Source organism: Serpentinimonas raichei (assembly GCF_000828895.1).
GTDB classification, from domain to species: domain Bacteria; phylum Pseudomonadota; class Gammaproteobacteria; order Burkholderiales; family Burkholderiaceae_C; genus Serpentinimonas; species Serpentinimonas raichei.
In genome coordinates, this window is sequence record NZ_AP014568.1 from 1,596,379 (window position 1) to 1,609,936 (window position 13,558).

General features: G+C 67.9%; 11 protein-coding genes. 2 read left to right on the plus strand and 9 right to left on the minus strand.

Going from position 1 to position 13,558, the window contains the following annotated elements:
* Positions 1–3 precede the first annotated feature (3 nt).
* From gltX to folC, 6 genes are all read right to left on the minus strand, one after another.
* On the minus strand, positions 4–1,488 hold the full coding sequence (gltX, locus tag SRAA_RS07390; protein ID WP_045531810.1) for a glutamate--tRNA ligase: 1,485 nt from the start codon (positions 1,486–1,488) through the stop codon (positions 4–6).
* Positions 1,489–1,539: 51 nt separating this feature from the next.
* Complete coding sequence (locus SRAA_RS07395) at positions 1,540–2,772, minus strand: O-succinylhomoserine sulfhydrylase (protein WP_045531812.1); 1,233 nt, start codon at positions 2,770–2,772, stop codon at positions 1,540–1,542.
* A gap of 51 nt (positions 2,773–2,823) precedes the next feature.
* Complete coding sequence (purF, locus tag SRAA_RS07400; RefSeq protein WP_045531814.1) at positions 2,824–4,329, minus strand: amidophosphoribosyltransferase; 1,506 nt, start codon at positions 4,327–4,329, stop codon at positions 2,824–2,826.
* A gap of 19 nt (positions 4,330–4,348) precedes the next feature.
* Complete coding sequence (locus tag SRAA_RS07405) at positions 4,349–4,834, minus strand: CvpA family protein (protein WP_045531815.1); 486 nt, start codon at positions 4,832–4,834, stop codon at positions 4,349–4,351.
* 3 nt (positions 4,835–4,837) lie between these two features.
* Positions 4,838–5,557: an SPOR domain-containing protein gene (locus SRAA_RS07410; protein ID WP_045531817.1), complete on the minus strand. Its 720-nt coding sequence runs from the start codon at positions 5,555–5,557 to the stop codon at positions 4,838–4,840.
* 80 nt (positions 5,558–5,637) lie between these two features.
* Positions 5,638–6,993, minus strand: coding sequence for a bifunctional tetrahydrofolate synthase/dihydrofolate synthase (folC, locus tag SRAA_RS07415; protein ID WP_045531819.1), 1,356 nt, complete (start codon positions 6,991–6,993; stop codon positions 5,638–5,640).
* Between the two features lie 212 nt (positions 6,994–7,205).
* Between folC and ppnP the strand changes: the two genes are divergently transcribed.
* Complete coding sequence (gene ppnP, locus SRAA_RS07420; RefSeq protein ID WP_045531821.1) at positions 7,206–7,526, plus strand: pyrimidine/purine nucleoside phosphorylase; 321 nt, start codon at positions 7,206–7,208, stop codon at positions 7,524–7,526.
* Between the two features lie 7 nt (positions 7,527–7,533).
* Positions 7,534–8,862, plus strand: a complete 1,329-nt coding sequence (gene argG / locus SRAA_RS07425; RefSeq protein ID WP_045531823.1) for an argininosuccinate synthase — start codon at positions 7,534–7,536, stop codon at positions 8,860–8,862.
* 38 nt (positions 8,863–8,900) lie between these two features.
* Here the strand turns inward: argG and SRAA_RS07430 are convergent, their stop codons facing one another.
* The 3 genes from SRAA_RS07430 to SRAA_RS07440 form a co-directional block, all read right to left on the minus strand.
* Positions 8,901–10,088: an acyl-CoA dehydrogenase gene (locus SRAA_RS07430; protein WP_045531825.1), complete on the minus strand. Its 1,188-nt coding sequence runs from the start codon at positions 10,086–10,088 to the stop codon at positions 8,901–8,903.
* A 61-nt stretch (positions 10,089–10,149) separates the two neighbouring features.
* Positions 10,150–11,352 carry a 3-oxoadipyl-CoA thiolase gene (gene pcaF / locus SRAA_RS07435; protein WP_045531827.1) on the minus strand — a complete coding sequence of 401 codons (1,203 nt, stop codon included), beginning with the start codon at positions 11,350–11,352 and terminating at the stop codon, positions 10,150–10,152.
* Between the two features lie 94 nt (positions 11,353–11,446).
* The gene (locus SRAA_RS07440) at positions 11,447–13,498 is read right to left on the minus strand and encodes a 3-hydroxyacyl-CoA dehydrogenase NAD-binding domain-containing protein (protein WP_338056357.1); all 2,052 of its coding nucleotides are present in this window, start codon (positions 13,496–13,498) and stop codon (positions 11,447–11,449) included.
* Between the last annotated feature and the right edge of the window lie 60 nt (positions 13,499–13,558).

Consider the following 13,558-nt stretch of genomic DNA (forward strand, 5'->3'; position numbering starts at 1 on the left):
GTTTTAGGCCCTTTGCAAGGCACGCAAAACTTTTTCGCGCGGCTGCAAGGCCAGCACGGCATCGAGCGAAGGCGTGTTGGGGGTGCCCATGAGCAAAACCCGCACCGGCACGGCCAGTTGCGGCATTTTCAGGCCCTGGGCGGCAAGCACGGCTTTAAGTGCGGCCGCGATGCCGGGGCGACTCCATTCGCACTGCGCCAGCGCTTGGGCCAGTGCCGCCAGCGCCGGCCGCTGCGCCGCCACGCCGTGCTCGGCCAAGGCAGCGGCCGGCACCTCGGCGTCGCGGTAAAACAGGGCGGCCCAGTCGGCCAGCGCCACGGTGGTGTCGCAGCGGTCTTTGAACAGGGCGCAGATGGTGGGCAGGCGCTCGTCGGCCTGCAAGCCGCGCCGCGCCAGTTGCTCGGCCACCAGCGGGGCCAGTTCGGCCTCCGGCAGGGCCTTGAGGTGCTGGGCGTTGACCCAGCGCAGCTTGGCTTCGTCGAACTGCGCCGCGCTGCGCCCGAGGTGCTCGAGGTCGAACCACTGCAAAAACTGCTGGCGGCTAAAAATTTCGTCGTCGCCGTGGCTCCAGCCCAAGCGCGCCAGGTAGTTGAGCAGGGCATCGGGCAGGTAGCCTTCGTCGCGGTACTGCGTCACCGGTTTGGCGCCGTTGCGCTTGCTCATCTTCTCGCCCTGCTCGTTGAGCACGGTGGGCAGGTGCGCATAGACCGGCGGCTGGTGCCCGAGGGCGCGCAGGATGTTGATCTGGCGCGGGGTGTTGTTGATGTGGTCGTCGCCGCGTATCACGTGCGTGATGCGCATGTCGATGTCATCGACGACCACGCAAAAGTTGTAGGTCGGCACGCCGATGCGCCCGCTGGCCGCCTCGCCCTCCTCACCCGCTGCGCCCTCCTCACCCGCTTGGCTGGCCGGGGCCGGGCGGGCAAGCACGAGGTCGTCGAGCTCGGCGTTGGCGATCTCGATGCGGCCCTTGACCTTGTCGTCCCAAGCCACCACGCCGCCTTGCGGGTTTTTGAAGCGCAGCACCGGCTGCACGCCCTCAGGTATGGGCGGCAAAGCCTTGCCCGGCTCGGGCCGCCAGGTGCCGTCGTAGCGCGGCTTTTCCTTGTTGGCCTGCTGGCGCTCGCGCAGCGCGTCGAGATCGGCCACGCTCATGTAGCAGGGGTAGGCCAAGCCGCGCTCCAGCATCTGGGCCAGCACCGCTTGGTAGCGCGCCATGCGCTGCATCTGGTAGTAGGGGCCTTCGTCGAAGTCCAGCCCGAGCCAAGCCATGCCTTGCAAGATCACATCGACTGCGGCTTGGGTGGAGCGCTCTTGGTCGGTGTCTTCGATGCGCAGGATGAAATCGCCCCCTTGGGCACGGGCAAAGGCCCAAGGGTAGATGGCGGAGCGGATGTTGCCTAGGTGGATGAAGCCGGTGGGCGATGGGGCAAAGCGGGTGCGGATGCGGGGCGGGGTGCCGCGCTGCTCGGTGTCGGGGGTGGTCATGGGGTCGGCGGCGGGGGATGTGTCAGGGGGTGAGGACGGCATCAGAGGGCATCAGAGGGCATCGAGGGTGTCGAGGCCGCGCAACAAATCGGCCTCGATGTCGGGCATATGCTCTAGGCCCACGGCGACACGGATCAGCCCTTGACCTATGCCAGCGGCCTGGCGCTGCGCTTCGCTGAGCTTGCCGTGCGAGGTGCTGGCCGGGTGCGCGCACAGGGTTTTGGTGTCGCCCAGGTTGGTGCACAGCGAGAGCACTTGCAAGGCGTCGAGCACGTGGAAGGCGCGCGCGCGCGCTTGCTCGGCGCTGCTGGCATGCAGTTCGAATGAGAGCACCGCGCCGCCGCAGCCGTCCATCTGGCGCATGGCCAAGGCGTGCTGCGGGTGCGTGGGCAGACCCGGATAATGCACCCGCGCCACGGCAGGGTGCGTTTGCAGCCACTGCGCCAGCGCCAGCGCTTGCGCGCTTTGTGCGCGCAGGCGCAGGCTCAGGGTTTCCAGGCCCTTGAGCACCACCCAAGCGTTGAAGGGCGACAGCACCATGCCGGTGTTTTTTTGCACCGGCAGCAGGCGCTGGTGGATCAGCTCGGCGCTGGCGCAAACCGCACCGGCCATGACTCGGCCTTGGCCGTCGAGGTACTTGGTGCCCGAGTGCAGCACGAGGTCGGCCCCGAATTCGAGCGGGCGCTGCAGCGCCGGGGTGGCCAGGCAGTTGTCCACCGCCAGCCAGGCACCGGCCTTGTGCGCCAGCTCGGCCAGGGCGGCGATGTCGCACACCTCGGTGAGCGGGTTGGTGGGGGTTTCGGCCAGCAGCAGCCGGGTTTCGGGCCGCATGGCTTGGCGCCAGGCCGCCAGATCGGTTTGCGGCACGCAGGTGGAGGCCACGCCAAAGCGCGCAAACTCGGCCCCGATCAGCTTGAGGGTGGAGCCAAACATGGACTGCGAATAGACCACGTGGTCGCCCGCCTTGAGCAAGGCAAAGCAGACCAGTGTGAAGGCGGCCATGCCGGAGGCGGTGGCCAGCGCGGCTTGGCTGCCTTCGAGCGCGGCCAAGCGCTGCTCGAAGCTGGTCACGGTCGGGTTGCCGCTGCGGCCGTAGGTGTAGCCCTCCTCCTCGCCGGCAAAGCGGCGCGCGGCGGCGGCGGCGCTGGGCTGCACGAAGCCGCTGCTCAAATACAGCGCTTCCGAGTGCTCGCCATGCTGGCTGCGCTCGACCGCCGTGCGCAGCGCCAGCGTGTCGCGGTGCAGGGCAGCGGGTGGGGATGGGTCGGTCGTGGGGCGGCTCATGGGGTGGCTCACTAGGCGTTTGGGCGTTTGCGCGTTTGCGCGTTGGGGCCTTTAGGCGTCGGTGGAATTGGGCAGCGCCAGCCGCGAGCTGCAGGCATCGTCTTCTTCGGCACCGCTGCGCTGCGCGTGCAGGCGGCCAACGTCTGCGCTGCTGATGTCGCCCGTAACATAGACGCCGTCGAAGCAGGAGGCCTCAAAGCCATCGAGCGCCGGGTTGAGCGAACCAACGGCGCGCTTCATGTCTTCCACGCTCTGGTAGATCAGGGCGTCGCAGCCTATGCTCTGGCGCACTTCTTCGAGCGTGCGCCCGCAGGCCACCAGCTCGTCGCGCGTGGGCATGTCGATGCCATACACGTTGGGGTACATCACCGGCGGCGCGGCGCTGGCCATATAGACCTTGGTGGCACCGGCTTCGCGCGCCATCTGCACGATTTCGCGGCTGGTGGTGCCGCGCACGATCGAGTCATCGACCAGCAGCACGCGCCGGCCCTTGAACTCGCTGCCGATCACGTTGAGCTTTTGCCGCACCGATTTTTTGCGCACCGCCTGCCCTGGCATGATGAAGGTGCGCCCGACGTAGCGGTTTTTCACGAAACCTTCGCGGTAGGGTTTGTCGAGCAACTGCGCCAACTGGGTTGCCGCCGGCCGGCTCGATTCGGGGATCGGGATCACCACATCAATCTCGTCCAGCGGCACCAGCAGGCGCAGGCGCTCGGCCAGCGTGTGGCCCATATTGAGCCGCGCCTGATAGACCGAGATGCCGTCGAGCGTGGAGTCGGGCCGGGCCAGATAGACGTACTCGAACACGCAGGGGTAGTGGCGCGGCTGGGCGGCGCACTGGCGCGACTGGATCTGGCCATCGGAACCGATGAACACCGCCTCGCCGGGCGCGATGTCGCGCAAAAAATCGTGCCCGGTGCCTTCGAGCGCCACCGACTCGCTGGCCACCATGATGGTGCCGTCTTTGCCGCGCCCGATGCACAGCGGCCGGATGCCAAAGGGGTCGCGAAAGGCCAGCAGGCCGTGCCCAGCAATGAGCGCGACCACCGCGTACGAGCCCTGCAAGCGCAGGTGCGTGGCGGCCACCGCCTCGAACAGGGCCTCGGTGCTCCAGGCACCGTGCTGCCCGGCGCGACCGATCTCGTGCGCCAGCACGTTGAGCAGCACCTCGGAGTCGCTGTCGGTGTTGATGTGGCGGTGGTTGCGCTCGACCATGTCGGCCCGCAGCGCCTGCGCGTTGGTCAGGTTGCCGTTGTGCGCCATCACGATTCCAAAGGGCGCGTTGACGTAGAAGGGCTGCGCTTCTTCCTCGCTGTAGGCGTTGCCCGCCGTGGGGTAGCGCACCTGCCCCACACCGTGGTTGCCCGGCAGGGCGCGCATGTTGCGCGTGCGAAACACATCGCGCACCATGCCCTTGGCCTTGTGCATGAAGAACTTGCGCCCCTGCTCGGTGACGATGCCGGCGGCATCTTGGCCGCGATGCTGCAGCAGCAGCAAGGCGTCATAGAGCAACTGATTGACTGGTGCCGTGCTGGCAACGCCTACGATTCCACACATACGACGAGTCCTGTTTTTATCAAGGGAAATGGGCTGCCAACCAAGCTGGCATCAGGCCTTCGAGCGCAGCCAAGCCGTCGTAGAGCCCAGCGGCCCCAACCGACTGCTGCCATTCGGGGTGCTGGTGCAGCGGGGTCAGGTGCAGCAAAAGGGTGAAGGCCAGCAAAATCACCAGGCCGCGCAGCAGGCCAAAGGCGGCCCCCAGCGTGCGGTCGATCGGGCGCAAGCCCACCTGCTCGACGCCTTTCTTGATCAGCCACGCCAACAACCCGCCGACAAACACGGTGGCGATAAACACCAGCGCAAATCCGATCGCAAAGGGCAAGGGCGGGTCGAGCTCGGCCAGCGGCAACCAAGCGGCGGCCTCGTCGGCCCACCACTGCGCCAGAATGAAGGCCGCCACCCAAGCCGCGAGCGACAACACCTCGTACACCAGCCCGCGCCAAGCCCCGATCAGCAACGAAGCCAGCAGCAGCAGCAGCAAAAAAATATCGACTGCGGCCATCGCTCATAGCACGAGGATGGAAGCGGGCAAGCCAAGCTGGCGCACCCGCTCGGCAGCGCGTTCGGCCTCGGCGCGGCTATCGAAGGGCCCCAGCCGCACGCGGGTGCGCGGGCCGTCGGAAGTTTGGGCCACCTGGGTGTAGGTGACTAGGCCAGCCCGCTCCAGCCGCTGGCGCACCTCGCGCACGCGGGCCGGGTCTTCGAAGGCACCGACTTGCACCACCAGCCGCTGCGCCGCCGCTGGGCTGCGCCCCTCCAGGATGGCTTGGGCACGGGAGGCATCGGTGGGCGCTGGCGCGGCAGGGGTAGCCGGTGCCGCTGGCACGGGAGGGGCGGAGGGGGCAGCCGGAGCGGCTGGACGGACAGGGGCCGCTGGTGCAGGCGCCGCCGCTGGCGTGGCAGGACTGGGCGCCGCCGCAGCGGGGGCTGCAGGCGCTGCAGGCGCTGCAGGCGTAGGGGGCTCAGCCGGTGCAACCACGGGGGCAGGAGCAGGCGGCTGCACGGGCAAAGGCGCCCCCAGCTGCCGATCCGGGATTTCGATGGCGATGTCCACCGGCACCGGGCGCGGCTGGGTATCGAACAGCAGGGGCAAGCCGATCACCCCCGCCAGCACCAAAATGGTGGCCCCGATCAGGCGCTGGCGCGAACGCCGACGCAAGGTTTCGATGGTGGTCGGCGGGGCCGGGGCGTTGGCACCGCTGCCGCCTGAACGCAGTTTGAACATGGGCCGCTGTTACACCGTGGGTTGCAAAAAATCGGGTTCCATCGCGCCCAGCCGGCCCGAAGAAATGGCTGGTCTACCGTTCAAGTCGGCAGGTGTGGGGCCGCCAAACGCGGCACACCGTGCTCCAGCACTGCCCCCACCGTGAGGAAAGACCCGAAGACCACGATTCTATCAGCCGGGTCGGCGGCCGCGTGCGCCGCCGCCAAGGCCGCCAACGCATCCGCATGGGTGCTGGCGCTGCCGCCCGGGCGCTGCGGCAGCGCTTGCCACTGCGCCAGCAAATCGACCGCCTTGGCGGCGCGCGCGCCGGGCAAGTCGGTGAAATACCAGCCGTCCACCAGCGCGCCGGCGCGCTCCAGCATGGGGGCGAGGTCTTTGTCGGCCATGGCCCCAAACACCGCGTGGGTGCGCGGGAAGTAGCCTTGGGCGTCGAGGTTTTGCACCAGCGCCGCCACCGAATGCGGGTTGTGCGCCACATCCAGCACCAGCGTGGGCTGCCCCGGCACGATCTGGAAGCGCCCCGGCCACTGCACCAGCGCCAGCCCGTTGCGCACCGCCTGCGCCGTGACCGGCAGGCGCAAATGCAGGGCCTCGATCGCTGCCAGCGCCCCGGCCGCGTTTTGCAACTGGTTGGCGCCGCGCAGCGCCGGATAGGCCAGCCCGCTGTAGCGCTTGCTGCGCCCGCTCCAGTTCCACTGCTGGCGGTCGCCGCTGAACTGAAAATCGACCCCGATCCGGCACGGCTCGGCCCCAATCTCCTGCGCGCGCGCCAGCACGCTCTGCGGCGGCAGCGGGTCGCTGACCACCACCGGGCGGCCGCTGCGCATCACGCCGGCTTTTTCGATCCCGATGGCTTCGCGGTTGGGGCCCAGAAACTCCATGTGGTCGAGGTCGATGCTGGTGATGATGGCGCAGTCGGCATCCCACAGATTGACCGCATCCAGCCGCCCGCCCATGCCAATTTCGAGCACCAGCACCTCGGGCTGCGCCGCCACCAGCGTCTGCACGATGGCCAGCGTGCTGAACTCGAAGTAGGTGAGTGATACCTCGGGCTGCCCGCCGCGCCCCAAGCGCGCGCGCTCGACTTCGGCAAACGCCGCCGCCAGCGCCGCCGCCGCCACCGGCTCGCCGCGCACCTGGGCGCGCTCCTCGAAGCGCACCAGGTGCGGCGAGGTGTAGAGCCCGGTGCGGTAGCCGGCATGGCGGTAGATCGATTCCAGCATGGCGCAGGTCGAGCCCTTGCCGTTGGTGCCCGCCACCGTGATGAGCGGGCACGGCGGCACGATGCCGCGCCCACCGTTCATGCGCTGCATCACGGTGCGCACGCGCTCCAAGCCCATTTCAATGCCCTTGGGGTGCAGGCGCTCGCTGTGGGCCAGCCAGCCTTCGAGGGTTTGGGGCAGCGGGCCGGCGGGGCTGTGGTGGGGGTCGATCATGGGTGACGGGTGTGCAAAGGGTCAAGGGGCATGGCGCTGGGGCTAAGGCCACACGATGGAGGAGATTGTCGCGCAAGGCGCGCTGCGGCCACGCACCGCAAAGCACCCGCCCTTGCTCCACTAGAATCAACCACACGCGCAGAGGTTCCAGCAGCCCCTTCGGATCGATCCGTGCTCTGGCAACCCCCAACAGCCCAACCACCCCGTACCCCATGAGCACCACCCAACTCGACGGCGTGACCGTCCAAACCCAGGCCAACGTCTATTTCGACGGCAAGTGCATCAGCCACAGCCTCACGCTGCCCGATGGCAGCAAAAAATCGATCGGCGTGATCCTGCCCGCCACCCTCACTTTCAACACCGGCGCGGCCGAAGTCATGGAATGCGTGGGCGGCGCCTGCGAGTACCTGCTGGCGGGCAGCAGCACCTGGCTGCCGTCCCAAGCCGGGGAGCGCTTCGCGGTGCCGGCGCAATCGAGCTTCCAGATTCGCGTCAGCGGCCAGCCCTACCACTACATCTGCCACTTTGCCTGAGCGCACCATGCCCACCATCCTGCAATCCCTGCCCGTCGGCCAGAAGGTCGGCATCGCCTTTTCGGGCGGACTCGACACCTCCGCCGCGCTGCTCTGGATGCAGCTCAAAGGCGCCCTGCCCTACGCCTACACCGCCCACCTCGGCCAGCCCGACGAAAGCGACTACGAGGCCATTCCGCGCAAGGCGCTGGCCTACGGGGCCCAGGCAGCGCGCCTGATCGACTGCCGCGCCCAGCTCGTGGCCGAAGGGCTGGCGGCGCTGCAAGCCGGGGCCTTTCACATCAGCACCGCCGGCAACACCTACTTCAACACCACGCCGCTCGGGCGCGCCGTCACCGGCACCCTGCTGGTGGCCGCCATGAAGGCCGACGAGGTGCACATCTGGGGCGACGGCAGCACCTTCAAGGGCAACGACATCGAGCGCTTCTACCGCTACGGCCTGCTCACCAACCCGGCGCTCAAAATCTACAAACCCTGGCTGGACCAGCGCTTCATCGACGAGCTCGGTGGCCGCACCGAAATGAGCGAGTTCCTGATCGCGCACGGCTTCGACTACAAAATGAGCGTAGAAAAAGCCTACAGCACCGACAGCAACCTGCTCGGTGCCACGCACGAGGCCAAAGACTTGGAGCAGCTCAGCTCAGGCATACGGATCGTGAACCCGATCATGGGCGTGCCGTTTTGGCGCGAAGACTGCGCCGTCAAGGCCGAAGAAGTCAGCGTGACTTTCGAAGAAGGGGTGCCGGTGGCCCTCAACGGCCAGCGCTTCGACTCGCTGGTGGCGCTGTTCGAGCAGGCCAACGCCATTGGCGGGCGCCACGGGCTGGGCATGAGCGACCAGATCGAAAACCGCATCATCGAAGCCAAGAGCCGCGGCATTTACGAAGCCCCCGGCATGGCGCTGCTGTTCATCGCCTACGAGCGCTTGCTCAGCGGCATCCACAACGAAGACACGATCGAGCAGTACCGCGACAACGGGCGCAAGCTCGGCCGCCTGCTCTACCAAGGGCGCTGGTTTGACCCGCAGGCGATCATGCTGCGCGAGGCGGCGCAGCGCTGGGTGGCGCGCCCGATCAGCGGCAGCGTCACGCTGGAGCTGCGCCGCGGCAACGACTACTCCATCCTCGACACCGAAAGCCACAACCTGAGCTACGCGCCCGAGCGCCTGAGCATGGAAAAAGTGGAAGACGCCCCGTTCAGCCCGGCCGACCGCATCGGCCAGTTGACGCTGCGCAACCTCGACATCTCCGACACCCGCGCCAAGCTCGGCATCTACGCCGACAGCGGCTTGCTGGCGCTGGGCCAGGGGGCGGATTTTTTGCGCTTGGGGCGCTGAAGTCACCCGGTGGGGGCGGCGCGCGGCGCCAGGCCGGCTCAGTTGGCAAAGGCCGCAATGCCGGTGATGGCCCGGCCGAGGATGAGGGCGTGAATGTCGTGCGTGCCCTCGTAGGTGTTGACGACCTCTAGGTTCACCAAGTGGCGAGCGACGCCGTATTCGTCGCTGATGCCGTTGCCGCCCATCATGTCGCGTGCGGTGCGGGCAATGTCGAGAGCCTTGCCGCAGCTGTTGCGCTTGAGCATGGAGGTCACGTCCACCGACGCGGTGCCGGCATCTTTCATGCGGCCCAGTGCCAGACAACCCTGCAGGCCCAGACTGATGTCGGTCAGCATATCGGCCAGCTTTTTCTGAATGAGCTGATTGGCCGCCAGCGGGCGACCAAACTGCTTGCGGTCGAGCACGTACTGGCGGGCGCGTGCGTAGCAGTCTTCGGCCGCACCCAGCGCACCCCAGGCAATGCCGTAACGGGCGCTGTTTAGGCAGGTGAACGGACCCTTGAGGCCGCGCACCTCGGCAAAGGCGTTTTCTTCGGGGCAAAACACCTCATCCATCACGATTTCACCGGTGATCGAGGCACGCAAGCCCACCTTGCCGTGGATGGCCGGTGCGCTCAGGCCTTTCCAGCCCTTCTCCAGCACAAAGCCGCGGATGGCGCCTGCATCGTCCTTGGCCCAGACCACGAACACATCGGCGATTGGGCTGTTGCTGATCCACGTCTTGGCACCGCTGATCGAGTAACCGCCCGGCACCGCCTTGGCGCGGGTGACCATGCTGCCGGGGTCGGAGCCGTGGTTGGGCTCGGTGAGGCCAAAGCAGCCTATCCACGCGCCCGAGGCGAGCTTGGGCAGGTACTTTTGCTTCATGGCCTCGCTGCCAAATTCGCAGATCGGCACCATCACCAGCGACGACTGCACGCTCATCATCGAGCGGTAGCCCGAATCGACGCGCTCCACTTCGCGCGCGATCAGGCCGTAAGCCACGTAATTCAGCCCGGCACCGCCGTAGGCTTCGGGAATGGTGGGCCCCAGCAGGCCCAGCTCGCCCATTTCTCTAAAGATTGCCGGATCGGTCTGCTCGTGGCGAAACGCCTCGACCACGCGCGGGGCCAGCCGCTCTTGGCAGTAGGCGTAGGCGGCGTCGCGGATCGCGCACTCATCGGCGCTGAGCTGGGCACTCAGGGCCAGCGGATCGGACCAGTCGAAGCGGTTGTGTGTAGCAGTCATGGTGTACTCCTGTGGATTTAGTTGCGGCGCATCAGTTCGCGACCGATGACCAGTTGTTGATTCAAACACGCTCGAGCACCAGCGCAATGCCTTGGCCGACACCGATGCACATTGTGCACAGCGCGTAGCGGCCGCCGCTGTGGTGCAGGCGGTTGATGGCGGTGGTGGCCAAGCGGGCACCGCTGGCGCCCAGCGGGTGGCCCAGGGCAATCGCGCCGCCCCAGGCGTTGACGCGGGCATCGTCGTCGTGTAGGCCGAGCAGGCGCAGCACGGCCAGGCCCTGGGCGGCAAACGCCTCGTTCAACTCGATCACGTCCATCTGCGCCAGCGTCAGGCCGGTTTGCACCAGCACCTTCTGGGTGGCGGGCACCGGGCCGATGCCCATGATGCGCGGCGCCACGCCGGCCGTGGCCATGCCCACCACGCGGGCCTTTGGGATTAGGCCGTTTTTGGCGGCAGTTGCCTCGTCGGCCAAAATCAGCGCACAGGCGCCGTCGTTGACGCCGCTGGCGTTGCCAGCGGTTACCGTGCCGTCGGGTCGCACCACGCCCTTGAGCTGGGCCAGCGCTTCCAAGCTGGTCTTGCGCGGGTGTTCGTCGGCGCTGACCCGCACCGGATCGCCCTTCTTTTGTGGCAGGGTGACGGGGCAGATCTCGCGCGCCAAGTGGCCGGCCTCGATGGCGGCCACGGCGCGCATCTGGCTGTTGAGGGCCATGCGGTCCTGCGCTTGGCGCTCGATCTTGAAATCGGTGGCAACGTTTTCCGCCGTTTCGGGCATGGAATCGACGCCGTACTGCGCTTTCATGAGCGGGTTGATGAAGCGCCAGCCGATGGTGGTGTCGTACACCGCTTGGTTGCGGCTAAAGGCCGACTCGGCCTTTGGCATGACGAAGGGCGCGCGGCTCATGCTCTCCACACCGCCCGCGATCATCAGACCCGCTTCGCCGGCCTTGATGGCGCGCGCGGCGGTGCCGATGGCGTCTAGGCCGGAGCCGCACAGGCGGTTGACGGTGACGCCGGGCACTTGCAGCGGCAGGCCGGCCAGCAGGCTGCTCATGTGGGCCACGTTGCGGTTGTCTTCGCCGGCTTGGTTGGCGCAGCCGTAAATCACGTCGGCCACGGCGGCCCAGTCCACTTGCGGGTTGCGCGCCATCAGCGCCTTCAAGGGGATGGCACCGAGGTCGTCGGTGCGCACGCTGGAGAGCGCACCGCCGTAGCGGCCAAAGGGGGTGCGGATGGCGTCGCAGATAAAGGCTTGGTTCATGGGGGTCTCCGGGTGGGGGTTGGTGCAACTAAAGGGTTAACGGGGCCAGCGCAGCGTGATCTCAGCTTGCCGAATTGCTGCGCGCTGGGGTGCATCACGCAAGCAAGGGGTCGAGCTGGCCCAGCCTAAAGCCAAAGCCGACCGATTGCGCCAGGGCTTGCAGGTCGCGCTCGAGCGCGGCGCGCTCCTGCTGGCGGGCCCAAAACACGGGCCCGCCCTCCCAGCGCGGGAAGCCGTAGCCCTGCACCAGCACCACGTCGATGTCGCTGGCGCGGGCGGCCACGCCCTCGGCCAGCAGCAGCGCGGCCTCGTTCACCATGGCCAATAGGGCTTGGCGGCGGATCTGCTCCGCGCTGGGCGGCTGACCGGTGATGCCGCGCGCCGCACGGACTTGCTCGATGAGGCCGCGCACGGTGGCATCGGTGCTTGGGGCCTGTTTGCCGTCGGTGTAGGTGTAGTAGCCGGCGCCGGTCTTGCGGCCCAGGCGGCCCTGCTCACAGAGCCGGTCGAGAATGCCGACGTAGCGCTCGCGCGGGTCGCGCGTGGCGGCCTGGGCTTGGCGCATGTGCCAGGCGATGTCCAGGCCCGACAGGTCGGCCACGGCAAATGGGCCCATGGCAAAGCCCATGCCGGTCAGGGCGTGGTCCACGTCCTCGGGCCAGGCGCCATCTTCCAGCATGAACTCGCACTGCTTGCGGTAGGCGTTGTAGATGCGGTTGCCAATGAAGCCAAAGGCGTTGCCGCACAGCACGGGCAGTTTTTTGAGCGCCTTGCCCAGCGCCATGCCGGTGGCCAGTGCGTCGGGGGCGGTGTGTGCGCCGCGCACCACCTCCAACAGCTTCATCACGTTGGCGGGGCTGAAAAAGTGCAGGCCCAGCACGTCTTGCGGGCGGCGCGTGGCGTTGGCGATGGCGTCCACGTCCAGGTAGGAGGTGTTGGTGGCGAGCACGGCACCGGCTCGGGCGTGAGTGTCGATCTGCTGGAACACCGCAAGCTTGACCGACAGGTCCTCAAAAACAGCCTCGATCACCACGTCGGCGCGCTCCAGCAAGGGCCAGTCGATGCTGGCGGTCAGGCGGGCCTGGGCGGCATCGGCCACGGCAGGCTTCATCTTGCCAGCGGCCACGCGGCCGCTGTAGTGCTCGGTCACGCGCTGCTGGCCACGGGCCAGGGCCTCGTGGTTCTGCTCCAGCAGCAGCACGTTTAGGCCGGCGTCGAGCGCACAGATGGCAATCCCCGTGCCCATGGTGCCGGCGCCGATCACGGCCACCGTTTGCACCGGGCGCGGCTGGGCCTGCACCTCGGGCGGCAGCTTGCTGGCCTCGCGTTCGGCCTTGAACTGGTGGCGCAGCGCCTGTGCGGCATGGCTGGGCACCAGTTGCAAAAACAGCTCGCGCTCGCGCTGGGCGCCTTCGGCAAAGGGCAGCGCGCAGCCGGCCACCGCGTCCATGAGTGCGCCATAGGCGGGTTGCAGGCGCTGGCGCGCGCTGAGCCTGGCGCGCTCGGCAGCCACCTGCTCGGCCACGGCGGCGGCATCCAGCGTGCGCTCGCGAGCGCCCACTGGCAAGGCACCGGCTTCGGCCCACTGGCGGGCCAGCGCGCAAGCCGCTGCCAGCACATCATCGGCCACCACGAGGTCGAACAGGCCGCTGTCGGCCCAGGCTTGGGCGCTTTGCGGCTGGCCGTTGAGCATCAGGCCCAGCGCCCGGGGCACGCCCACCAAGCGCGGCAGCAACTGCGTGCCGGTAGAGCCGGGGATCAGCCCGAGGTGGATCTCGGGCAGGCCCACGAGCGCGCTGGCCAGGGCCACGCGGCCGTGGCAGCTCATGGCCAGCTCCAACCCGCCGCCCAGCGCCACACCACTCAAAGCGGCCAGCACCGGCTTGCGGCAAGCCGCCACGCGCGCCAGCACGGTGGGCAAGATGGGTTCCGCCGACTGGGCCGGCGTGCCCAGTTCGGCCACATCGGCACCGGCCGAAAAGGCCCGGTCGCTGCCCGCGAGCACGATGCCGCGCACGGCCGGGTCGGACTCGGCTGCGTCCAGCGCCTGCACGATGAAGCGGCGCAGCACGAGGCTGAGGCTGTTCACCGGTGGATGGGACAGGCTGACCACCGCCACATCGCCCTGCATGGCGTAAGAATTCAAGATGCTTCCCCTAAAACGGCAAAACCCGATTATTTTTCAGCAGGCCGTGTTTGACAATAC